Origin of the sequence: Caproicibacter sp. (assembly GCF_046707225.1) — a bacterium.
Lineage (GTDB): Bacteria > Bacillota > Clostridia > Oscillospirales > Acutalibacteraceae > Caproicibacter.
The window spans coordinates 1-22,709 of record NZ_JBJKOP010000046.1 but is presented as its reverse complement, the minus strand read 5'-3'; the positions used below and the strand labels follow the sequence as shown (position 1 = coordinate 22,709).

25 protein-coding genes are annotated in these 22,709 nt (G+C 52.3%); 5 read left to right on the top strand and 20 right to left on the bottom strand.

Features of this window, described 5'->3' with window-relative positions; genetic code table 11:
* Positions 1-23: 23 nt before the first annotated feature.
* Entirely contained in the window at positions 24-446 is a 423-nt protein-coding gene (locus ACLQ3M_RS12845) for an asparagine synthase-related protein (RefSeq protein WP_411678080.1), read from the bottom strand.
* Between the two features lie 340 nt (positions 447-786).
* Entirely contained in the window at positions 787-2,496 is a 1,710-nt protein-coding gene (locus ACLQ3M_RS12840) for a DUF859 family phage minor structural protein (protein WP_411678078.1), read from the bottom strand.
* Between the two features lie 70 nt (positions 2,497-2,566).
* On the opposite strand from ACLQ3M_RS12840, the gene ACLQ3M_RS12835 reads away from it, so the two are divergent.
* Complete coding sequence (locus ACLQ3M_RS12835; RefSeq protein ID WP_411678077.1) at positions 2,567-2,836, top strand: CPCC family cysteine-rich protein; 270 nt, start codon at positions 2,567-2,569, stop codon at positions 2,834-2,836.
* A 1-nt stretch (position 2,837) separates the two neighbouring features.
* Here ACLQ3M_RS12835 and ACLQ3M_RS12830 read toward each other — a convergent pair whose 3' ends face one another.
* The 3 genes from ACLQ3M_RS12830 to ACLQ3M_RS12820 are packed head-to-tail and all read right to left on the bottom strand — an operon-like array spanning position 2,838 to position 8,355.
* Positions 2,838-5,351 (bottom strand): phage tail spike protein, encoded by a 2,514-nt coding sequence (locus ACLQ3M_RS12830; RefSeq protein ID WP_411678076.1) that lies wholly within the window; start codon positions 5,349-5,351, stop codon positions 2,838-2,840.
* Positions 5,351-6,064: a distal tail protein Dit gene (locus ACLQ3M_RS12825; protein WP_411678075.1), complete on the bottom strand. Its 714-nt coding sequence runs from the start codon at positions 6,062-6,064 to the stop codon at positions 5,351-5,353. Before ACLQ3M_RS12825 ends, ACLQ3M_RS12830 begins: the two co-directional genes overlap by 1 nt.
* Positions 6,064-8,355 (bottom strand): phage tail protein, encoded by a 2,292-nt coding sequence (locus tag ACLQ3M_RS12820; protein WP_411678140.1) that lies wholly within the window; start codon positions 8,353-8,355, stop codon positions 6,064-6,066. The genes ACLQ3M_RS12825 and ACLQ3M_RS12820 overlap by 1 nt, the downstream gene beginning before the upstream one ends.
* A gap of 86 nt (positions 8,356-8,441) precedes the next feature.
* Here ACLQ3M_RS12820 and ACLQ3M_RS12815 point away from each other — a divergent pair, with 86 nt between their 5' ends.
* The 3 genes from ACLQ3M_RS12815 to ACLQ3M_RS12805 all read left to right on the top strand — a co-directional run bounded on the left by ACLQ3M_RS12815 (position 8,442) and on the right by ACLQ3M_RS12805 (position 9,815).
* Complete coding sequence (locus ACLQ3M_RS12815; RefSeq protein WP_411678074.1) at positions 8,442-8,840, top strand: PolC-type DNA polymerase III; 399 nt, start codon at positions 8,442-8,444, stop codon at positions 8,838-8,840.
* Positions 8,837-9,409: an exonuclease domain-containing protein gene (locus ACLQ3M_RS12810; protein WP_411678073.1), complete on the top strand. Its 573-nt coding sequence runs from the start codon at positions 8,837-8,839 to the stop codon at positions 9,407-9,409. Before ACLQ3M_RS12815 ends, ACLQ3M_RS12810 begins: the two co-directional genes overlap by 4 nt.
* Positions 9,410-9,512: 103 nt before the next feature.
* A complete protein-coding gene (locus tag ACLQ3M_RS12805; RefSeq protein ID WP_411678139.1) occupies positions 9,513-9,815 on the top strand; it encodes a barstar family protein in 303 nt (100 codons plus the stop codon).
* Positions 9,816-9,823: 8 nt separating this feature from the next.
* Here the strand turns inward: ACLQ3M_RS12805 and ACLQ3M_RS12800 are convergent, their stop codons facing one another.
* The 11 genes from ACLQ3M_RS12800 to ACLQ3M_RS12750 are packed head-to-tail and all read right to left on the bottom strand — an operon-like array spanning position 9,824 to position 17,296.
* Positions 9,824-10,015, bottom strand: coding sequence for a hypothetical protein (locus tag ACLQ3M_RS12800; RefSeq protein WP_411678072.1), 192 nt, complete (start codon positions 10,013-10,015; stop codon positions 9,824-9,826).
* On the bottom strand, positions 10,012-10,404 hold the full coding sequence (locus tag ACLQ3M_RS12795; protein WP_411678071.1) for a hypothetical protein: 393 nt from the start codon (positions 10,402-10,404) through the stop codon (positions 10,012-10,014). The genes ACLQ3M_RS12800 and ACLQ3M_RS12795 overlap by 4 nt, the downstream gene beginning before the upstream one ends.
* Positions 10,405-10,418: 14 nt before the next feature.
* Positions 10,419-11,018: a major tail protein gene (locus ACLQ3M_RS12790; protein WP_411678070.1), complete on the bottom strand. Its 600-nt coding sequence runs from the start codon at positions 11,016-11,018 to the stop codon at positions 10,419-10,421.
* A 2-nt stretch (positions 11,019-11,020) separates the two neighbouring features.
* On the bottom strand, positions 11,021-11,362 hold the full coding sequence (locus ACLQ3M_RS12785; RefSeq protein WP_411678069.1) for a hypothetical protein: 342 nt from the start codon (positions 11,360-11,362) through the stop codon (positions 11,021-11,023).
* Positions 11,359-11,790 carry an HK97-gp10 family putative phage morphogenesis protein gene (locus ACLQ3M_RS12780; protein WP_411678068.1) on the bottom strand — a complete coding sequence of 144 codons (432 nt, stop codon included), beginning with the start codon at positions 11,788-11,790 and terminating at the stop codon, positions 11,359-11,361. The genes ACLQ3M_RS12785 and ACLQ3M_RS12780 overlap by 4 nt, the downstream gene beginning before the upstream one ends.
* Positions 11,791-11,802: 12 nt before the next feature.
* Positions 11,803-12,138 carry a head-tail adaptor protein gene (locus ACLQ3M_RS12775; RefSeq protein WP_411678067.1) on the bottom strand — a complete coding sequence of 112 codons (336 nt, stop codon included), beginning with the start codon at positions 12,136-12,138 and terminating at the stop codon, positions 11,803-11,805.
* A 3-nt stretch (positions 12,139-12,141) separates the two neighbouring features.
* On the bottom strand, positions 12,142-12,453 hold the full coding sequence (locus tag ACLQ3M_RS12770; protein WP_411678066.1) for a head-tail connector protein: 312 nt from the start codon (positions 12,451-12,453) through the stop codon (positions 12,142-12,144).
* A gap of 1 nt (position 12,454) precedes the next feature.
* A complete protein-coding gene (locus ACLQ3M_RS12765; protein ID WP_411678138.1) occupies positions 12,455-13,642 on the bottom strand; it encodes a phage major capsid protein in 1,188 nt (395 codons plus the stop codon).
* Between the two features lie 20 nt (positions 13,643-13,662).
* Positions 13,663-14,418 (bottom strand): head maturation protease, ClpP-related, encoded by a 756-nt coding sequence (locus ACLQ3M_RS12760; RefSeq protein ID WP_411678065.1) that lies wholly within the window; start codon positions 14,416-14,418, stop codon positions 13,663-13,665.
* Positions 14,415-15,665, bottom strand: a complete 1,251-nt coding sequence (locus ACLQ3M_RS12755) for a phage portal protein (RefSeq protein WP_411678137.1) — start codon at positions 15,663-15,665, stop codon at positions 14,415-14,417. The genes ACLQ3M_RS12760 and ACLQ3M_RS12755 overlap by 4 nt, the downstream gene beginning before the upstream one ends.
* Entirely contained in the window at positions 15,665-17,296 is a 1,632-nt protein-coding gene (locus ACLQ3M_RS12750) for a terminase large subunit (RefSeq protein WP_411678064.1), read from the bottom strand. Before ACLQ3M_RS12750 ends, ACLQ3M_RS12755 begins: the two co-directional genes overlap by 1 nt.
* Before the next feature lie 448 nt (positions 17,297-17,744).
* Between ACLQ3M_RS12750 and ACLQ3M_RS12745 the strand changes: the two genes are divergently transcribed.
* A complete protein-coding gene (locus ACLQ3M_RS12745) occupies positions 17,745-19,229 on the top strand; it encodes an ATP-binding protein (RefSeq protein WP_411678063.1) in 1,485 nt (494 codons plus the stop codon).
* 136 nt (positions 19,230-19,365) lie between these two features.
* Here ACLQ3M_RS12745 and ACLQ3M_RS12740 read toward each other — a convergent pair whose 3' ends face one another.
* From ACLQ3M_RS12740 to ACLQ3M_RS12725, 4 genes are all read right to left on the bottom strand, one after another.
* Positions 19,366-19,566, bottom strand: a complete 201-nt coding sequence (locus ACLQ3M_RS12740; protein ID WP_411678062.1) for a DUF4314 domain-containing protein — start codon at positions 19,564-19,566, stop codon at positions 19,366-19,368.
* A complete protein-coding gene (locus ACLQ3M_RS12735; RefSeq protein WP_411678061.1) occupies positions 19,559-20,548 on the bottom strand; it encodes a virulence protein in 990 nt (329 codons plus the stop codon). Before ACLQ3M_RS12735 ends, ACLQ3M_RS12740 begins: the two co-directional genes overlap by 8 nt.
* A gap of 88 nt (positions 20,549-20,636) precedes the next feature.
* The gene (locus ACLQ3M_RS12730) at positions 20,637-21,899 is read right to left on the bottom strand and encodes a site-specific DNA-methyltransferase (RefSeq protein ID WP_411678136.1); all 1,263 of its coding nucleotides are present in this window, start codon (positions 21,897-21,899) and stop codon (positions 20,637-20,639) included.
* Positions 21,874-22,485, bottom strand: a complete 612-nt coding sequence (locus ACLQ3M_RS12725) for a hypothetical protein (RefSeq protein ID WP_411678060.1) — start codon at positions 22,483-22,485, stop codon at positions 21,874-21,876. Before ACLQ3M_RS12725 ends, ACLQ3M_RS12730 begins: the two co-directional genes overlap by 26 nt.
* Positions 22,486-22,709: the final 224 nt, after the last annotated feature.

The following is a 22,709-nucleotide window of genomic DNA, read 5'->3' as shown; positions in this document are numbered from 1 at the left end:
TTGCCCCGGCAGGTTTTTTGAGGTTATAACTCGATCTCAATTTCATAATTCTTCATCCAATAGTTGATCTGCAGAAGATATGCCATCATCTGCGGTCCCGCCATCAGCTGCCCGAACCACGGTTTCCCGTAATCCGATTTTTCACTTAGCATTTGCTCAACCGCCGCGGAATTCACCAGGAGATGGAGCGGTTCCTCCTCGTCCTTCATCACGAGGTCCAGCCTGCGGCGGAGAATCCGTTCATATGCGGGGTTATGCGTCTTCGGATAGGGGCTCTTCCGGCGTGTGCGGACGTCTTCGGGCAGCCAGGGGCGGGCGGCGTCCCGCAGAAGCCCCTTTACGACGCCGTCGGGACATTTGTAGCTCCAGGGGGCGTTGAAAACATACTCTACAATCCGGTGGTCCGCATAGGGGACGCGGACCTCCAGCCCGCTGGCCATGCTCATGCGGTCTTTGCGGTCCCATAGAGTTAAAATTTGCTAAGTAAGTAAAATTTTTACAGTTTGTCCATGCAAACACCGTAATTCCTGAAGTTTTGATTCCTAAAACCAATTCCCTGTTGTGGACAAACGAGCATGTCCTCCAAATGCTTTGATTCACAATACCGAACGGACCCGCAAAATCCTATCATGGGTAGTATAACTCTGAAAGGCAGGAACATCAAGCGGATGCGAAAGAATCGCCGGCTGGAATTTTCTACATAATTTTGACGGACTTCACCCGCATTGTTTTAAAGGGCAAAAATCAGGTGTTCCATCTGCAATATTGCGTTTTGCTTTTCAACTGTTACGATTCATAGATTGCGAGCCAATGGATTCCCCAGTTTACACCCGAGGATGTGACCTCATTGGTGATTTTGACTGTGAACCCGGTCGTACTTGTGCTTTTGATGACGCAGTAGCCGAAGCCGTTCGTGTTGAACGACGTCAGGACATACGGAACCACCGGCAAAGTCATTCCGAAGCTGATGTTGATATCCGCCGAGTAGTAGATGGAACCGTATGCCGTTTGTGTCGCCGTGGTCCCGGATGCCGCGCCGCGCAGGATGTGCAGCCCGTCTACAGTATCGGCGCTGGGATGATAGCCGTCGCTGTAAGCCTTGGAACCGGAGATATAAACGTCGCCGCTGACGTCCAGCGCCCCGTTCTCCGGGATTTTGTTGACGCCGATCTGTCCGTCGCGGATGGAAAAGACCGGCTTTGCCGTGGGCAGCAGGGCAGACTGTACGGTTGAGACATAATAGTCGGACGCCGCGATCTCAAAGTTGAACGACGAGTCGATATCGAAGTTCCCGATGCTGGCGTTGAACGAGAAATCACCGCCGCTCACGGTCGGCGTGACGGGGACGTATTCGCTCCATGTGCCGGAAGAAGTTGTCTTGTACCGGTATTTCAGAAAATACTGGCTTTTCGTTACCATGTAGGCAGCGTATGTCCCGGCGCATTGCAGCCCCGTTCCGGCTTCGATGTTGTTCACGCGGGAGAGTGAAACGGAAGAAATCACCGGCGGGGAATAGGCAATCGTCGTGATGGCGACGCTCTGCTGTGCCGTGTTACCCCGGCTGTCGACGACGGTCACGATTAGGCTGTCGCTTGCGGACACGGTGCCAAAGCTGATGACACTGGAACTGCTTGTTACCGTCTTGGAGCCGTACTGCACCCGGTAAGAGGAAACGGTCGCGTAATTCTGTGCCGACGCGCCGGTCACGGTCACCCGGAGATTCGATTTTGTTTGGACGATTTGTGAAGAATCGCCGGTCAGCGCGACGGTATTGGAATCCACATCGGCATAGGAGAAATTGGTGAACGATGGATTGCTGTTAACCACATGGGCCGTAATTACCAGTTCCGTGTATCCGACCACGCTGCCGCCCGCGTCGTAGGTGATGAGCCGCAGCGTGCCGGTTCCGGTATTCGTGTTCGGAATCTGCTGGTACATGGCCGAGGCCCACCCGGAGGTGTTCCAAGTGTAGCTGTCGGTAATATCGTAGGTGATCGTCGTGGCATAGCCGCCGAAATACAAATTCAGGGCATGCGTAAAGGAAGTACTCTTCCGGTTCGTGTAGATTGTAATGGAACCGCCGATGTTGAAAGAACCGGAGGACGCCGTGATTTGGCTCGCCCTTGGAATCGTTGCCAGTGTGATGTTCTGGGAAACACCGAGATTTTCGAGTTTTGAGGTGACGCTGGAATTAAAGTATCCGGCGATGTTGACGATTTTGGTACCGTCGGCATTGTGCGCGACGGTCGCGGTCGCCGTGCTGCCGATCTGCACCCAGCTCGACCCGATCGTGAAGCCCGCCGTGTACGTCATAGCCCGAGCGCCGTTGATGTTGATATACGCGGTACAGGAATCGGCATACGAAGGTCCGTAGCTGTCGCGGTGAACATACAGGGAAGTGGTGATGGCCGACGTATTCGCGGAGATATTCTGGGTATAGGAATACACAACCTTGACCTGCGATCCGTTCTGCAGGGCGCTGATGATTTCAGACATATTTATTCTCCAATATCAATTTACTAATGGAAGAATTTTATATAATCATTTCAATGTGGGGAGTGACTGAATGAAAAAATATACTTGCCCCTGTTGTGGATATAAGACTTTACAGAATGAACACGAATATGATATTTGTCCTATTTGCTTTTGGGAAGATGATGATATTCAATTTGATGATGTGGATTTTGTTGGCGGAGCAAATGACGTTTCACTGCGGCAGGCTCAAAAAAATTATTCAGAATTTGGGGCCTGCCAGAAAAATATGCTGAAACATGTGAGAAAGCCGAATCAAGACGATGTCAAAGACAGCACCTGGAAACCTATCTCAAATAAATAATTTATATCACTACAAAGTCCACTCCGACCCCAGCCCGGACAATTTCCTTAACGCTGCCGACGGTGAGATCGTCCTCAATAATGGTTTTCTGCAGGCGCGTTCCGTCCGGCGCGACGTTGATACGCAGATCATCGCCGCGATAGATTTCAAATGCCGATGTAGAGATGTGGGCTTTCATGTCGGTGGTGTTGCTCCCAATCGTCAGACCGGTGCTGTCGGCGATAAAATTCGTCGTGTAGAGCTCTTCGTCGGACTGTACCCACGGCGCGATGTTTGTGCCCTCGGAAACGATTAGATCGGACGCGAGAATTTCAATGGAAGCTGTAATTTTAATGGAGCAGACCGTGTCCAGAGAATGGAAGGAAAAGGTGACGAACTCCCAGTCCGTGCCGGTATTCGCGTTGTCATATAAAACGGATTCGGCTCCGTTTTGTGTAATGCTGACCGTAACTGTTCCGCCGGAGCCGGAAGCCCGAAAGAGCAAAGAAACCGTATGTGCCGCGTTGAATTTCAGGGAAAAATCCTGCGAGATGGCGCTGCCCGCCGCCATGAGGAACGCGGAATTGCTGACCGTGTTGTTTGAAGTATCCGTATTGGAAACGGTAGTGACTGTTTCGGTTGTGCTCCAGAAGGTCAGCCCGTTCCGGCCCGCTGAGTTTTTCAGCAGATTTCGGTAGCCGGTCCGGCTGATCGAAAGCGACAAACCGTCCACGGTCTGCTGCATCGTGGTCAGCCGGGTATCAACGTCTGAAAACTGTGCGTCATTTTCCGAAACATATCCGTCGAAGGTGCTGCTTTCGACTTTGGTGACAATGGAAGCGCTGTGCTGTTCAATGGTCGATTCCGCATTCGAAAGCCGGAGCGCGATGCCGTCCTCGGTGTTGGAAATCTGGTCGTCAATGCTGGAAACCGAAGTCTGCAGGCCGTTCACATCGGTCTGAACTGTCGTGAGCGTCGAATTGATCGTCGTGATTTCGTTCGTGTTGGCGTTGACGCCGTTCTGTGCGGTATCAGCCAGCGCCTTGAGCTTTGCGGTAATCGCCTGAACCAGTGTGTTTCGGGCAGCATAGTAATCCTCAAATTTCTGCCGGTACTGTGTGCCGCTGATTTCAGTGGTCACACTGAGGTGGCCGGAATCCAGCCAGAGGGGGATACCGGTCGTGTACAGCGCTCCGCCATTCAGGTAATTGGAGAGGAGCTGGAACGAGTCGTTGTAGGCAGACAGTTCGGTTGTAATTCCAAGCGCCGTGGCCTGCGTGCTGAGCGTTCCTTTTTCATTGGCAAAGGAACTCCACTCGCGCAGGGCGGCGCTTTTTTCACCCGGAGTCAGCTTGTCGTCACTGTTCAGGTCAGATACGTTTTCCGTGACAGAGGACACGTTCTGATTGGTAACTGTAATTTCCCGCTTTACTTCGCTGAGCTGCCGCGAAGCGGAGTTGATGGAATTCACGACGGAAATCCGCTTCTCTCCGACGGTCAGCGTTTCGAACCGGTCGGTCAGGCAGTTGTACGATACCGCGCACACCCTGAGCTTGACACTGACGCCAAACGGTGCATAGTCGACCGTCACGTCATCGCCGAGATTCACGGTCAGCAAAGACCTGTATTTTTCATAACCGGTGATGTCCTTCCAATCCACGAAATCCACGGACAGGGAAAGCTTCGGAATGTCAGCCCCGGCAAGATACCGGTCAGAAACAAACTGCCGCATGGCTGTATAGCAGGAATCGACTGTAGGATACGGAACCGCGCCGTCGACTTCCTTCCCAACCTGAAAGCCGGTGTCCAGCATGGCAACAATGGGAAACGGGTATTCAGAGATATGGGAGCTGTCGATATACTTTTCCGGGAGCAGCAGAATTTGATTGTCCTCGGTCAGGGCCGCCGGAAGAATCCGCGTCGCTACGCCGGAAGCATCCTCCTGAAATTCCAGCCCCGCCATGTTCTTTCCGTAAGCGATCCGCACTCCGTTGTCCGCGCCGAGCCGGGTGTTGACGGCGATGCTGAAATTATCCCGGACGATCTCGCCTCCCCACCTCGAGATAAATGCCTGATCAGTGTCACCGAGAAAAGCCTGCACCGGGGACTGGCGGAGATAGTAGGCGGTGGAAGTATGTGTGATGTCGCTTGAGAAGGTAAACGGAGTCAGGTATTGGCATCCGCTCAGAATCTGCTGTCCGGCTTCCGCTCCGGTCTTGCCGGTCGGTCGGACATCCTCCACGAAATTAGCCAGCAAATCATAAAAAATATGCCGGGCATTCACCTTCACCGTACCGTCGACAACGTTCTTGACCACCCGGTAGATACGGAATGCCTGAATCCCACGGTGTGTATTTGCTCGGATGATATTGTTTTTCTGGAGTCGTTTCCACTTGCCGAAGGAATCGACCGGATGCGTCAGCTCCAGTTCAAACGCGCCGTTGATTTCTTCCGAAACGACACAGGAACTTGGAGTGACCGTCCCCAGTCCGTCATTCGAAAATTCCTGCGTCTTGGAATCATAGACTAACACCATTACAGCCACCGCCAGTTCGGAGTAATTTCAAGGGATGTGATCCCGCCGGAGAACGAGATCGCATTTTCACCCGGCAGAAGTACCGGATAATCCCCGGTCTTGGTGGAATTCTTGCTGATGAGTTCCGTGCCGGTGTCCTGATACGTTTCCTGAATTTCAGAGTTGAGAATAACATTCTCATCGATATCGCTGAAAGACACAGCACTCCCGTTCACCGTCAGAGCGCCCGCACCGGAGCCGATTGCCTTAATGACCGGAAGAGCTTTCACCGTTCCCGGATTGGATAGAACATAGCCGGAACCATCTGCAACACTAATGGGTGTATTATCGGTCGCGTACTGGAACGGCTGACAGTTGAACAGTATCACGAAATGCGAGGTGATTTTCAGCACGATTTCAAAGTCGATGCTGTTCACCACCTGCGCGCGATACTTCCGTCCCGGAATGTGGCTGAAAGTCAGATCAGCTTCGCCAGCGCCCAGAAGCCATCCTTTAACGGCGCTGATTTTCGGAACGGGGTCGCCGAGAAACGAGCATTCCACGGAAAGAGTGATATCGCCGTAAGTGCCCTTGTCACGCCGAAGCCGGGAGTCCATTCCCGGCACGTCGATGTAGGCTACCCGGCGCTCCGGGGATGGGATATGCGGACGGGAAGCCACATAGATGCCAAAGTCCTGAAAGCTGTCCTTGCCTCCGAACGTGAAGCTCAGCATCACGCGTTCCCCCTTGCCGCCGCTGCCTGCTGCCGATAAAACTCAAATTCATAGGCAAGGCGCTGGATGTCCTTTTCCGTGTTGTTCACAAAATTCTCGATGTGCAGCGTAAAGCCGCCGGAAGCTCCCGCCATGCCAGTGAAACCGCCTGTAAACCCGCCGACACCCAGTGCAGGATTCAGGTTAAAATTTGTGGGGATCGAATTCTGCATATCGGCGGAAACATCGTTCATCGCCTTGCTGAATCCCTGCCCGAGTCCCTGCGCCATGAAGCCGCCGATCCCGGCGAACACGGTGGATGGGGAGTGAATCCCGAGCAGACCTTTGACGTTATCCACAATGCCCCCGAAGAAATCGGATACCTTGTCATAAATCCAGTCTTTCATCCCTGCAATACCCTGCCAGATGCCGGATACAATGTTGCTTCCAATATTCGTAAAAGCGCCGAGCAGCTTGCCGAAACCGCTTACCATCGCGGAAATAATCTGCGGCAGCTTTGCCACGAGCGTCGGGATCGCCTTGATCAAGCCAGCCGCCAGTTCAACGATGATTTTTACGCCGGTTTCAATGATGAGAGGCAGATTGTTTACAATAAAATCCACAATGGAGTCAATAATCTGCGGAAGCCGGTCAATCAACTTCGGCAGAGCGTTGATCAGCCCTCTCGCCAGCCCTTCAATGATCTTGAACGCGGCGGAAAGCACTTTATCCATGTTGTTGAGAAGTGTGTTCACAATCGTAAGGACCGCGTCGATCATGGCGGGAATCAATTTCGGAAGCGCGTCCCCGATGCCCGACGCCAGAGTAATCACCATTGTCAGCGCGGCGTTCACCAGCTGCGGAAGATTAGCGATGATGCCGTCCACCAGTGACAGAACTAATTGCAGCGCGCCCTGCGTGATCTGCGGCAAAGCGCTCACCAGTCCCTGCACCAGCGTCATGACGATGGAAACCGCCGAATTGATGATCGTCGGCAGATTTGCTGTGATCGCGTTTCCAATCGACAGCACAATGTCCAGCCCCGCCTGCACCACTTTCGGCAGCTCGGTGAGGATGGAACTGGTCAGCCCTCCAATCGTCGTTGCAATTGCCGCTGAAATTTTTGTCCAGTCCCCGCCCGCGTTCGAAAGTCCCTTCGTAAAGGTCCCGAGCAGCGACACGCCGGAGCTGGCGAGCGTCTGCATCTGCGGGAGAAGGACTGTGCCCATGACGTTCTTTGCGGCCTCGGCTCCGGATTTCAGGCGCTGGACTGTATCGTCGAACTTTCCGAGCGAATTGAGCTGGTCGCCCGACATGACCGCACCCATGTTCTGTGCTTCGGCGGTCAGCTCTTTGATTCCCGCGCTGCCCTTCGCAATCAGAGGATTGAGGTCCTGCGCGGATTTGCCGAAGATCTGCATCGAAAGCGCATCCCGTTCGGTTTCATTGGATATTTGCCCGAGTGCGTCGATTGCCGACCAGTAAACGTCCTCACCGTTTCTCAGGTGTCCGTTCGAATCCTGAATCGAAACGCCAAGCCTTGCGTAAGCCGCAGCCACTTCCTTAGAGCCTCCCGCCGCCGAATCCATAGACCGGACATTCCGCGCCATGCTCGCGGTAAAGGTTTCAAGCGGTGTGTCGATCAGTTCGGCGGCGTATTGGTAGGCCTGCAGCGCCTCCGTACCGACGTGCGTCTGGTCGGACAGAGTGAGAATTTCGTCGGCGTAGGCGGCGGAGTTTACGGAAGCATCCACCAGCGATTTGCCCGCGCCCACGGCAGCCGCGCCGATTCCGGCCAGAGCCACGCCCAGAGACGCGCCGATCCCCTTGACGACACCGCCGAGCTTATCAAAGCGTCCGGACGCTTCTTCCGATTGCTTTGATGCGCTTGTGATTTCATTGCCGAACTGATTCGCCTGTTTTTCGGCGTCGTCGAATTCCTTCCCGGCGCTGTCCAGAACGCTGTTGTTTTTCTGCAGCTCCTTTTCCATGCCGTTAAGGTCGGCCTGCGCTTTGTTCAGCTGAATCTGCCAGTTTTGGGTGCGGCGGTCGTTTTCGCCGAAAGAATCTGAGGCGTTCTGCAAAGCGGCGCGAAGCGTTTCAATTTTTCCCTTCTGCTGGTCAATTTCTTTATTCAGGACCTCATTCCGGGCGGTGACGGCCTGCACGGAGGAGTCGTTTTTGTCAAACTGGCTGGTGACCAGCTGCATCTCGGAACCGAGGACTTTGAAACTCTGGTTGATGTCACGGAGCGCGTCCTTGAAAGCCTTTTCGCCCTCAATGCCGATCCGCACCCCAAAATCGTCAGCGATATGCGGTCACCTCCAAACAAATGAAATTGAAAAAGCCTAGCTTTCGATATATAATGGAAAAAAGGATTTAAGGATGGTGATTTTCTGTGGATATACGCATAAGTTTTGGATTAGAGAATGACGTGAAAAATATTGCTCAGCGTGAATTCAAAGGAAAAAGCTTATTAAAAGAGTTAGACGATTATGTTGTACTTGATTTGGAAACCACTGGACTTGACCCCGATTATGACGATATTATTGAAATCGGCGCTGTCCGGGTTGAAAATAAAGAAATTGTTGACCAGTTTGAAAGTTTTGTAAATCCCGGTTATGAAATTGACGGCTTTATTACTGGCTTAACCGGAATAACAAATCAAATGCTTCAGGAGGCTCCGGACGTAAATAGTGTTTTGCCTCGATTCCTATCTTTTATCGGTGATAGCATAATTGTCGCTCATAATGCAAACTTCGATATAAATTTTCTTTATGATGCCTGTGTCCGTTGAATCCGTCGACGTATTTTAAGAATGATTTCATTGATACAATGCGGTTAAGCCGCCGCCTGTTCTCGGAAGAACGTCATCATCGATTGTCTGATCTGTCGGAACGCTTTGGTATTAAAGGGGATGTTGAGCATAGGGCACTGTCGGATGTAATGAAAGCGAATCAATGCTACGATTACATGAAAAACTATGCGAAAAATTCAGGGATTCTTTTCGAGTCCCTTTATCCTTTGCACAAGGGCGGAGTCAGGGCTTCCGACATTGCAGCGACCACTTCTCAATTTGATGAAACGACCGCGATATTTGGAAAGGTTTTTGTATTCACAGGTACATTACAAAGAATGATTCGCAAGGATGCCATGCAATTGGTAGTGAACATGGGCGGGAAATGTGGAGATGGAGTAACGAAAGATACAAATTACTTAGTTCTGGGTAATAATGATTATTGTTCAAGTATTAAGGATGGCAAGAGCTCCAAGCAAAAGAAAGCCGAAAAGTACAAGGCTTCTGGAATGGATATCGAAATCATTTCAGAAAATGTATTTTACGAAATGATTTCCGAAAACAGTTAGAGTTTATTTGGCATAATTTTTTACCTATGCACTTTTTCAATCCCCAGAAACTGCTTGTGGCAGGCCCATAAATCCAGAAAAAGGCCGATGGGAGTGAGCCAGAATCTGCAAGAAATATTTTATTTGTGAGAAGAGAGTTCTTGATTTCTCGAAATGTCAGTATTTAGGTGAGATTCATCAAGTAATACAACAGGAATTGGAATTGCCTGAGTGGTATGGGCAAAATTTAGATGCGCTTTGGGATTCCATAACCGGAATTATGTATGTTCCGGCGGACATAACCATTATTTACAAGCCGGAAACGGAAGGATCTCAAGAGTTGACTTCTGAAATCAGTAAAATTATTGATGTTTTTAAAGAGGCTGCCCAGGAGTATAATGAGATCACTTTACATGTTGAGATGTAGCATTGATCTTAAAAATCTCTTGGTATTACATCATCTACTGTCAGCTCCCGATACGGTTTCTCGATCCCCAGAAACTGCTTGTGGCAGGCCCATAAATCCAGAAAAAGTCCGATAGGCGTGAGCCAGAATTGCTCCGGCTCCATGTGCATCTGAACGGTTCCGTAATAATACAGCCGGGTGAAAAGTTCGCTGTCGCTCACCCGGCTGGTGTGTTTTTTAATGGATTCTCCGCGCCTTCGCTGACCACGTTCCGGGCGGTGCCCCGGAGCATGGCTTCGGTGATGGCGTTTTTATACGACGCCAGCTGCAGGGGCGAGGTGAGAAGCTCCACTTCCTCCTCGGTCAGTAGTTCCTTCGGCGCGTCTTTGTGTTTGAGGTTATAAATCAGGACGGACTGGTTCGCGAGCAGTGTCAGAAGCCAGACGATCTCATCCAGCGCCATCTCAAAATTCTCCGAGCGCATCAGCTTTTCACCCAGATTTTCAAGGCCGCCGTAGCGCCCGGCGATTGCTTTTGTCGCCCTCGTGGTGAGAATCAACTCGTATTCCTCGCCGCCGATGTCAATCAGCGCGCCGCGTCCTTCTTCCATGAAAAAATCCCCCCTTATGTGCCGGACGGCGGCGCGGTGTAAACCGGCTCGTAAACCTGTGCGTACCAGCCGGTGACGGTTGCGTCAGCCACTCCGGCGTCGCCCTCGGTCGCTTCGGCTTTCCAAGGGTGATTGCCCTTGCTGTCGGCCTTGTTCCGGCGCATCACGGTTCCCTCAATGGTCGGGGTCTGGAAGGTGATGGAGTCGCCCTTGGTCTGCAGATTCGCGGCGGGGATGCCGAATTTTACGCGGTACAGCCAGAAATAGCGGTATTTCCCGTTCGGTTTAAGCGCCCGAAAGCCTACCGCCACCGCCGCTCCCTCGTCTTCACCGGCGGAAACCAGAACGCCGTTGCCGTCCACGACAGCCCCGGTCAGGTCCTGTGCCGCCTGAGCGCCGATGTCCTCCACGTCCAGCGACAGTTTGCCGGACTTAAAATCCTTGATGATATATACTTCACCGTCGTCTGCGTAGAGCGTCGCTTCCGCGAGATCAATGGTGAGATCGGCTTTAATCGCTTTTGCAAGCTGGGTTGGCGTCGCGTATGTTTCATCCCCGTCGGTGCCTTCGGTGATTTTTGCGTAATAGAGTTTATCCATGCCGATGGTGGCCATCTTCATTCCTCCCATGCATACGGTTTTGCCACGTCGATGGCATAATGGTGGTAACCGGTATCGTTCTCATGTCCGATATACCGATGGTCGGTGACGGTAAAACCGGCGGCCACCAGCGCGCGGAGAACGCTGGTTTTCAGCGCAATGTAGTTTCCTTTGGAAAAGAGCGACAGGCGCGCCTCCTGCGTTTCATATTCCGGGCGGTTGTCGCCGAACAGATCGAACGAGTCGGTCAGCGGCGTTATGACCGCGTATTCGGCGGGAGCCTCTCCGGAAAAAAGGCCGGTTTCCACCGCAAGCCCCAGTCCGGTGATAAGCGCGGTCAGCTCCTGAAGGATGTTCATATCTTTTTGATTTCCTCCTCCAGCTTTTCCTTCATCGCCTCGATGCCCGGCTTGCGCGCCTGTGTCTTTGCTGGCTTTAAAAAGGGCTTCGGCGGCTGTCCGTGCTTGCCGTACTCAAGAATGTTGGCGATTTTTGCGTTGCTTTCTCCATCGGGACGTGGTTCCGAAAAGCCCACTTTAACATTAAAATTGCCGTTCTTATCCATCCTCGCCGGAGAAAGTCCCAGCGCCGACTCAAGCTCTCCGGTGGAACGCGAAGGGGATTTGGTATCCCGGCCTATGACCGATTCCAGATTATCGCGAACCTTTTCGAGCGCGACCTCACCGCCCGCTTCCAGCACACGGGGAATAATCTCATCGGTTTTCTCGCCGAGCGCGGAGACTTTCCGCAAAAAGTCGTCCGGCATAGAAAAACTTACCTTTGCCACAGGAATCCCTCCTCAATGCTTGCTCGGCTCCAGCCGTTCCGCCAAAACCTCAATGTACATGCCGCGCCCACGCACATCCTCCGCGCTGAGAATACGGAACCGTTCGCCGGAGCAGACGAGTAAAAGCGAGGGTCGTATTTCTACGCCGGGAATCCTGCGGAAACAGAACAAACTGGTCGCCGACGACCACGCCGCCCGATTCGCCCATATCTCGTTCCCGTGGCGGTCTTCCCGGTAAGCACGCACGCTGGCAAGCACCGTATCGGACGAGGTGACGAAACCGTCAGTGTCTTTCGTCTGTTCGGTTTGAATGACATCAATGAAAGCGTTCATTTTTCCGAAACTCATGGCTCACATCTTCCATTCACGGTCAAGGCGCAGGAGCATATTGACCGTATCCCATACCTGCTGCCCCGCCGGAACGCTGTCGGCAAAAAATCCCCCGGTGGAGCCGTCGCGGCTTTCATAAAAGTGGCTTGACAGCATAATAATTGCCTGCTCCGTGGTTGCTGGCATCGTATTTTCGGCGTAAAAACCGTCCGCCACATGCTGATATTTTTCGGCGTAGGCGGTCGCGGCGACGATGAAGCTTTGGAGCAGGACATCATCCTGATCATGCTCCAGAATCAGATTCTTCTTTACTTTGTCAAGCAAATCCGCCATATCATGACGCCGCCTGCTGAAGCACCTGCACCGCTTCCGGCAGAATCAGCTTTCCGTCCACACGCTCGGTCGCGATGAAGCCCACCTGCCCGGTAGTGGCGTACAGTTCGTTCAGCCGTTGGAACGTGCGCCCCTGCCGGTCGGCAATCCAGTAATAGCTGAAATCCCCGAACGCCACGGTTTTCGCGCTTGCCGCGATAGCCGGAACAAAGGCGGAGGTATAGATGGGTTTGCCCAGAATCGTATCCGGCGCGGAAGCGGTAATCGCCGGCTGCCATAGGTACTGCCCGTTGCTGTCTTTCAGCTTTCGGATGGTTTTCACGGTCGTGTCGTTTGTGAGAAACACAGCCTTTGCCCGGTAGGGCGACCGCAGACTATAGTACAAATCTAGAATTTCATCCAGTGTGATGGCGGTTGCCACCGCCGTTGTCTTGCCCACCTGCGCGCCGCCCGTCGCGGCGAGAACGCCGGTGGGCTTTTTCGTGCCGTCACCAACAAAGAACGCTTCTTCCTCTTTAGCTCCGATGCGCCGGGCAAATTCGCTCGCAATATAGCTTTCCAGCGGGAAGATCGAATCGTTCAGTAGTTCCTGACTGACCTTAATCAGCGTCGCCAGCTTATACGCGCTGAGCGATACCTGAGAAAAGCTGTTGTCGCTCTCGGGAATCTGGCCTTCCTCATCCACCCAGCTTGCGGTGCCTTTGGTTGCCACTACCGGAATTTTGTGGTCGCCGCCGGCAGTCTGGATAATCCGGGCCAACTGCCGGAAAATGTTTTGTTCCTCGAGGGCTTCTACCAACTGGCGGTCAAATTCGTCCGGAACCAGATATCCGCCCTCGCTGTCGGTGCCCACCTGCAAAGCGTTTGCTGCCTTGCGTCCGCGAATGGCATCCCAGAACGCCGCTTTGTAAGCGTCGGACGCCCTGCCGGACTGAGCCTGCGCCGGAACGCCGGGATTTCCGGTCAGCGGCTGGCTGGTGGGGCAGGCAAGCTCCTGCTCGTATTCACGCGCCCGTTCTTCGCGGTCAATCTGCTGTTTGAGCGCGATAATTTCAGCTTCCATTTTATCGTAGGCGGCGGCGTCTTCGGCGGTCAGCATTCCATCCGGGGTTTTCTTGAGATCAAGAAAGGTCTTGGCGGCTTCCCATGCTTTGGCGCGTTTCTCGCGCAGTTCAAGAATTGTGGGCATCATCAGTTCCTCCCGATATGTTATTTTAAGAGATTCAAGCGCGATTCTCGCTCGATGGTGGATACCTCTGGAAGCGGCTTTTTTGCCGGGAATTTACTAAGAAGTGAATTTTGAATCGCCATGCGGGAGAAAATCAGCCCGCCGGAGGCATCCTGCGGCGCGGACTCCGTATAAAGAATGCCGTCCGCAAAGTGAAGCTCCACCGCTTTTTTGGCGTTCATCCACGTTTCATCGTTCATCATGTGGGAGATTGCAGCGCGCGACTGCCCGGATTTCGCTTCGTAGGCGTTGATGATGGATTCCTTTACTTCATCGAGCATCGCCTTTGCCCGGAGCATTTCGTCGCCGTCCCCGATGGCGACGGTCGATGGATTATGGATCATCAGATTGGAAACCGGCGACATGAGCACCTGGTCGCCCGACATGGCGACGACCGAGGCCGCCGAAGCCGCGATTCCATTGATTTTGACGGTCACTTTGCCGGAATATTCCTTTAGCATATTGTAAATCTGTGCGGCGGCGAATACGTCCCCGCCCGGAGAGTTTATCCAGACGGTGATGTCGCCGGAGCCGGAGAGCAGATCATCCTTAAACAGCTTCGGTGTGACCTCGTCGCCCCACCAGGTTTCGTCGGCGATAGCGCCCTCCAGATACAGAGTGCGCTCCTCACCGTCGTTTTGAACGAAGTTCCAAAATTTGCGGCAAGCCGCCGCTGGCGATTCGCGCCTTGGAATCGGTGCGTTTTGCGAGCCGCTTGCCCGCGATTGTTCACTCATGTACCGGAACCCCCTTTGTTTTCTGAGGATTGTTTCATATACGCCGCGCCCGCGTCGGCCAGCTTCACCATATTGCCGTTGACAAGATAGAGGTCGCCGCCCTCTTCCGGCGTGATTTCGTTCATATTCTCAAGCCGCCGGATGTCATTTGCCGACAGCCAGCCGTTCTGCCGCCCGATGGCGTAGCCGTTCATGCGAGTGGCGTAATCACCGCGCAGCAGGCCGTCCAGATTGAATTTGATGAAAACGGAGGCTTTTTCGGACGGCAGGAGCAGAGACTGGTTCATGGTCTGTTCCCAGCGCACCACCCACGGGTCGAGCGTGTATTTCACAAATTCCAGAGACTGCTGCTCGATGTTCGAAAAGCTGCTTTTTTCCAGATCACCGACCATATGGGGCGGGATACGGAAAATACGGGCGATTTCGTCGAGTTGGAATTTACGGGTTTCCAGAAACTGAGCTTCCTCCGGCGGCACCGAAATCGGGTGGAACTTGAGTCCTTCCTCCAGAACGGCGATCCGGTGCGCTTTATTGCCGCCCTTGTAGAGCATCTCCCACGCTGCCCTGATTTGGTCGGGATGCTGCAGCGTCCCCGGATGCTCCAGAATGCCGCCGGGATTGGCGTTGTTGGCGAAAAAAGAAGCGCCGTAATCCTCGGTGGCGATTGCCATGCCCACCGCGTTTTTGGTGAGCGCGATGGGCGAATAGCCGACCAGCCCGTCAAAGCTCAGGCCTGGGATGTGCAGAACGTCGTCTTTGGAAAGCGTCACGCCGCCGCTTTTCTCATTGGGGCGGCTTTCGTCCGCGTTCCGCCAGTAGGTGTAGTAAATCTGGCCGTCCGGGCCGCGCCAGACATCCGTTTTGTTGGGGAGAAGAGGGTAAAGTGCCAGCACCCGCCCGCCGCCGTCCCGGATAATCTGCGCGTAAGCGTTGCCCCACAGGAGCAGGTGGCTCATAAGCGTTTCTCGGAAAACGAAGCTGGTCATCTCCGGATTCGGGGCGTTGTGCAGGATGTTATACAGAGAATGGCCGGTCAGGAGTTTGGAGCCGTTCTCCTCATAGCGGTATATGTGCAGCGGCAGGCTCGCGATGGCTTCCGAAATCACGCGGACGCAGGCGTACACCGCCGCCGTCTGCATGGCGGTGTTCTCGTTGACGAAGGTGCCGGAGGTGGAACCACCCCAGAAGAAGTTTTTCGAGGTGGAGAGGCTGTTCTTGGGATTCTTTTTCCGTGAGAAAAAGCCCATCAGTTCCACCCGTCCTCTCCGTACATCAGCAGGCTATGCGTGTCGTACACGCTGCCCGGCAGTGCGCCCTCGTTGCGGATGGCGCGGTCCAGCGCCATAATGAGCGCCACAACGCCGTCGATGCGCTCGGTCGCTTTCTGCTTGTTTGGCTTGATATTTCCGGCGGCGTCGGTGCTGACGCAGAGGTTATCCGCCATCCAGCGCAGGGGCGGATTCCCCGCGTGGGCGATCTTCCGCTCCAGCGTCAGGCGCATCAGTTCCTTCGTCGCCGGGGACATATCCTTAAAGCCCTGCCCGAACGGAACGACGGTAAAGCCTAGTCCCTCCAGATTCTGCGTCAGCTCCCACGCGCCCCAGCGGTCGAACGCGATCTCTTTGATGTTGTATTTCTTGCCGAGTTCCTCAATGAATTTCTCAACAAAGGAATAGTGGATGACGTCGCCCTCAGTGGTGTTTAAAAAGCCCTGCGCTTTCCACAGGTCATATGGCACATGGTCGCGTCTGACGCGGGTTTCAAGCGATTCCTCCGGTATCCAGAAAAACGGCAGAACGATGTATTTATCTTCCTCATCCTCCGGCGGAAACACCAGTACGAACGCCGTGATGTCTGTGGTGCTGGATAAATCCAAGCCCCCGTAGCAGATTCGGTTTTCCAGCGACTTCGGGTCGAATTTAAAGTCGCAACTGTCCCACCGCTCCATGTTCATCCAGCGGACGGACTGCTTCACCCACTGGTTCAGGCGCAGCTGGCGGAAGATATTCTCGTTCACCGGATTCTGCTTCGCGTCCTCAAAGGACTGGCGCATCGTTTCCATTGTCACCGTGATGCCAAGGGACGGATTTACCCTGCGCCAAACTTCCTCAGAAGTCCAGTCCTCATCGTCGGCGGCGGAATAGATCACCGGGTAAAAGGTGGGGTCAATGCGCTTGCCGCGCAGAATGTCCTCGGCCTTCTGGTGCATTTCCCAGCAGATGGAGTTGCGGTCGGTTCCGGCTGTGGTGATGATGAAATGCAGGGGCTGTTCACGCGCGTCGCCCGATCCCTTCGTCATGACGTCGAACAACTGCCGGTTCGGTTGGGCGTGAAGCTCGTCAAAAATGACGCCGTGGGCGTTCAGACCATGCTTTGTGTACGCGTCGGCGGACAATACCTGATAAAAGCTGTCAAGCGGCGTGAAGGTCAGGCGCTTTTGCCCGATGTTCAGCTTCATCAGCTTGCTCAACTGCGGGAACTGGTCGACCATGTTCACCGCCACATCAAATACGATGCTCGCCTGACTGCGGTCGGAGGCGCAGCCGTAGATCTCACCGCCGTGCTCCAGATCGGCGCAGGTGAGAAGCAGCGCGACCGCCGCCGCAAGCTCAGATTTGCCCTGCTTTTTAGGGATTTCCACATACGCGGTTCGGAACTGGCGGCACTCGTCGAATTTGCGGACGATTCCAAATAGATCGCGGATAATCTGCTCCTGCCAGTTGATCAGTTCGAACGGCTCGCCGTACCAGCGCCCTTTGGTGTGGCGCAGATTGTTGACGAAATACACCGCCGAATCTGCAAACCGCTCTTTATATACCGAGCCCGCCGCCTTGAAGCGGGACGGTTTATAGTTTTTCAAAGTTTTGAAATCATCCACAGCATCACCTCCGGGAATGAAAAAGGGAGTCCTTTTCGGGACTCCCGGCAGGCTTATTATCATTTTTATGCGGCGGGTTTTCCCATTAGGACGCCGGACAGCCCATAAAAATATAGATTTCGATAGACAAGCTGGCACTTTCAGCCGGTGGGCAGGATAATCGTGCATATTGTTTAAAAAGAAATGGACGAAGCAGTGAAATAGTAGTAATATGGGAATATAAGGAAAGCAAGCAGGCGAAAATGGTATATTTGAATAAATTCTATAGTCAAAATTAACTCCAAAGCCACCCAGTCTTTACGGCCTATTTCTCGTGCTGCTACGTTGTCCTCCTCGCCAGGCGACAGCCTGACTTCGTCATCCGTCTTGTATCACGAAAAATATGCTTGCTAATACAAAGACGCTTTTCAAGTTAATCGACTATAAAACTGAAAAGGGGAAGTATAAAATGTCTATCGTGCAAATAAGTCCAGAATTTTTCAATAATGATGCTCAAGCAAATTTTGATTATAGCACACATGCCAATCCAGGGTTTGATATTTTGGATATTGCAACTTCTAAGACCAATATTTTGTTTGAAGGTATTAGGGGAACTGGGAAAACGCATATATTAAAAGCAATAAGAGAGGAATTGCTTAATAAATTCGATCAGAAAAGAATATTGCCGATTTACATATCTTTATCCAAAGTTTCGGAATATGAGGCACTTAGTGAAACAATGTTTAGGATACATCTTTATACCGATATAGTACAAGTAACTGTAAATTTTATAAAGGATAATACTAGAAAGCTTTTAGTAATAGAAAAAATTAATAAAAACCGATTCATAAAATTATTAAATGAAATTTTTTTGTTTGATCAAGAAGTTGAGGATTATGCCATTGAAGATATATTAGAAAATGTAAATATTCTTTTAGATAGTCTTAATAGAGAATTATTATCAGGGAAACTCAATATTGTTTCTGAGAATTCAAGTGAAGCTTCGGCTAAACTCGGAAATAAAGAAATTGGATTAGCTGGAAAAATAAATGAAAGGGAGCAGTTGGAATTTACCTTTGAAAAATTAGCGCATATGAATGGCTCAAGATATATTGTCGAATTTTTTAGGGGGCTTAAAAATATTTTAAATATTAATTACAGTTTGTTGCTAATTGATGAGATTTCAGGGGTCTCTAACCAAGCTCAAATTGAGGTGTTTAGACTATTAAGATTAATAAGAGGGGCCACAGACTCTAGCGAAGAATGCAATTTTATTTATTTTATTGGAAGTGTTTATCCACCACAAAAAACAAATTACCCTTCTAAGGCATATGGTTGTGAATTTGATTTTATTGCTGGTGAAGATTGTAGCATGGAGTATTTGGAAATGAACGTATTAAATGACGACTACGAAGAATTTTTTAGATACATTACTCAAAAGAGATTAAATAAGTATCATCCGGAATCGCATGGAGAATATCTCTGGATATTTGAAGATGAAAAGACTTTCCTATTGTCAGCATTTGCAGCTAATGGATTGCCAAGAAGGTATTTTGAAATATTAAAAAACGCTTATGATATTGCTGGAAAGAAATATGCTACTTCCACCCATACTGAAAAGATTGACTATAATTCGGTAAGCTCAGCTATTCAAAATATAGTGGATAGCCAGATATTAAGTGAAAGTCAGTTGACGGATAAGGACTTTGAATATTTGGAAAGAATAATAATACCAAAGTTATCTCAAAGAAATTCTGGCGCTGAAACTAGAAATGTATCGCGATCAGCAAATGAAAAACTTCCGGTTCATTTATTTCTAAGTGTAACACGTACAGATCGAAAAAAGCTTTCAAATCTAATTTATAGAGGTGTAATTCATAATTTAAGTAGGACGAGAAAACCTCGTACCATTAAATCTAATGAGGAAGAAGCAAAAGGTTTAATGTTAATCTAGATCTATCAGTTGCATTTAATTACAGAGTTTTCAATATTCAAAATGCAATCAATTATTTTCAAGACGATTTAAGACAAAACGCAAAAAGAGGATATCTGTATTATTCCGATATAACATTACTTTAATTTGAAATAAGCTATTTAATCAGACTCAGCGAGGAGCCGCGGTCCCACTCGCACAGGATATTTCCGGCATCATCCACGCCGAGAACCGTCGCGCGGTCGCCGGGCTTAAGTTTGGTGTAGGGGTCATCCATAGCGATTAGTTCCACCCGTGTTCCGGCGGGGTATTCCCGCCGGAGACGCTCAACTGTTTCTTTTGAGGGAAAGTTATTCATGGTCGGCACCCGCTTCTTCGGCCACGTTTGCGCCCGTGTCGGCGGCAGGTGCGGTTTCTTCCTTCGCCGGGGCGGCAATCGCCGCCGGGTTTTCTTCGCCAGCGTCCGCGCCGTCAGCGGGGTCGCTGGCGTCTTTTTTCTCCGGCGCACCGTACCGCCACGCGGCGTTTCCGGTAAGATTTTGGAGCAGGAGTTTCCGCGCCAACTTGTAATCGTCGCCCACCATGCCGAGGCCGATGAGCCACACCCGCATGGTAAAGCGTGGGTTCTCAAATTCGTCCTGTACCTTGGCGGTTACGCGTTTTTTCTCTTTCGCCGTTTTACAAAGGGCGGCAATGAACTGTGTATACGCGCTCACCGTGTCGCCGTCGAGGCCGCCGGAAAACCAAGGGAAGCGGAGTGTCTCGCCGGTCGATTCAATGGGCAGGTCATACGCGCCGAGGGCGGTTTTGATGAGCGCGGCCTTGCTTCCCACCATCTTTTTCAGGTTATCCAGCTTTTCCGGCGTAAAACCATCCATTGGCATCTCGATGATTAGGCGGTCGGATTCTTCGGGCATCTCAGCTTTATCGGGCGCTTCCTCAAGGGGCGCGCCGACAATCGCAAACTTGACGGAAGATTCACCGCTTCCGCTTGGCTTGCTGTAGATATCCCGTCCCTCATGGGTGAAATATATTTCGTATCCTGCGGTGCGGGCTTCTTCCTCGGTATCGAAGCGTTCCTCAATCAGCAGGGTGCCTCGTGGCGTGATGAAGTGCAGGGTCTGGTACGATTCCGGCTCAAATCCGTGCCCGGCAAGAGCGGAAAGAAGGCGTGGGCTGTATTCACCGCTGACCGTTCCGTCCTTATCCACCGTGTAGTCGCCGACTTCGTAACCGAAGCCCGGCGCGCCGAGGTATTTCATCGGGGTGTCGAGAATTTCGCTGATTGCTCCGACCAGTCTTTTGCGTTCCGAGCCTGTTACGTTAAACCTGAATTCCATTTTGTTACCTCCGAAAATTTAATTTGCGTTTCCGCAGTCCCATTCATCACTCTTTTCGGGGGTAAAATCAAGTTGAAAAACATGGGTGTCAGCCTTCAATTTCGTTGTACGCCAGCTTTTCTCCGCCGCGCAGAAGAAACACGCCCTCGTCGCTTTCCCGGAATTCAATATAGCGTTTTACAATCACGTCGCAGTATTTTGGGTCAAGCTCCATGGAACAGTTGATGCGGTCGGACTGCTCCGCCGCCAGAAGTGTGGTGCCGGAGCCGCCGAAAAAATCAAGTGTCACGTCGCCGGTATGGGAAGAATTCGTGATTGCCCGCCCTGCCAGCGAAATGGGCTTCATGGTCGGGTGTTCCTCTGACTTTTTGGGGCGGGGAATCTGCCACAGGTCGCTCTGCTGACGATCCTGCAAAGGGCAGAGGCGCTTTTCGCCGTCCAGCCAGCCGTACCAGATCGGCTCATACTGTGTATGGTAATCCTTCCGTGATAAAACGAGAGAATCCTTCGCCCAGATGATTGTGGACGACCAGTGGAAACCGGCTTCCTTCATGGTGCGCATGGCCGTGCCCCATTCCTGCGCCGACATCACCATGTAGACCATCGCGCCCGGCTCGCAGGCCGAAGCCATCGCTTTGAACGCCGAAAGCAGGAATGCGTAAAACTGCTCCTCAGTCATTTTGTCGTTGAGAATCTGCCGGGGCTTCCAGCTGGGATGCTTCGCGTCGCCGCCGTAATCCACGTTCCACGGCGGGTCGGTGAAAACCATCCGGGCTTTTTTGCCGTCAAGGAGCCGCGAGACCGCGTCCGAATCCGTGCTGTCCCCGCACATGAGCCGGTGCCGCCCGAGCAGCCACACGTCGCCGGGTCGGGTGACCGGCTCCGTGATCTTCGCCGCTTCGGCCTCACTGTCGAAATCGTCCTCGACGATTTTACCGTCCTCGCGGTTCAGCTTCTGGTACAGTTTATCGATCTCCGGGGCTTCAAACCCGGTAATGTCAAGCGAGATGCCGTACTGCTCGATGTCCTTGAAAACCTCCGCCAGCTTTGCGGTATCCCAGTCGCCGGAGATTTTGTTCAGCGCGATATTGAGCGCTTTTTCCCGCGCTTCATCCATGTCAATGACGACGCAGTCGATTTCGTCAAAGCCCAGCTGCCGCAGAATCTTGAAGCGCTGATGCCCGCCGACGATATTTCCGGTGCGCCGGTTCCAGATGATCGGCTCGACATAGCCGAATTCATCCACCGAGCGCAGCAGCTTTTCGTATTCCGGGTCGCCCGGCTGCAAATCCCTGCGGGGATTGTATTTCGCCGGATTCAGTTTTTCAGCCGGGATTTTTTGTATCTGCATGGAATCCATCGGGCGGCTCTCCTCTCGGCTTCGATTTGCGCCTGCGGCCACTGATAATGACCGCCAGCAGGTCTTTTTCCGGATTCGTCACCAGCTGCTCGCTGTTGCGCGAAACAATATCCCAGATCGGCTCCCACGTCGCCAGCACGTTTTTCTGCATTTTCAGCATGGCCTCGGCAAAGTCGGTGATCTCGTAGGTTTCGGCGGGCTCTTTTTTCAGCCCCTTTTTGATTTTGACGACCGTGGCCGTTTTGCCGAGCTCATACTGCGCGTGGAGCAGGTAGTATTTCGCCATCGCGTAATCGGCAATCAGCGCGGCGGGAACCAGATTCAGGCATCCGGAAGGCTCCAGATATTTGACCGTGTCGGTATACAGTTCGGTCGGCGTGGGGATGCTGGGACGGTTCTCCTGCTCCCGCTTTTCCAAAACGCGCAGATACGCGGGCGGTTCGTGCGGATCGACCCCGCCGGTGCCCGTGAATTCCACTTTTTTCAAAGGCCGGTGTCCCGGATTTCCCGCCGCCAGCTTCTCGGCGAGCGGCTTCGGTTTGCGCCCCGCGCCCTTCCTTGCGCCTCCGCTGGGCATAGCGCCGCCTCCCTTTTTTGAAACGTGTCTTTGCATGTATATGCGGCGTTTTTTCAAAATGTGCCCGCTTTTTCCGCTCTTTTTGTCGTGGCCTGTCCCGTCCTGTCGCTGTCCGCCGCCCGCGTCTCCCTGCCAGATTCCCGAAAATCTCCGGGATTTTCCGCGCAGACAGCCTGTACGCTTTTTGAAAAAAGCTGACTCTTTGAAAAAACAGCCTGTCAGGC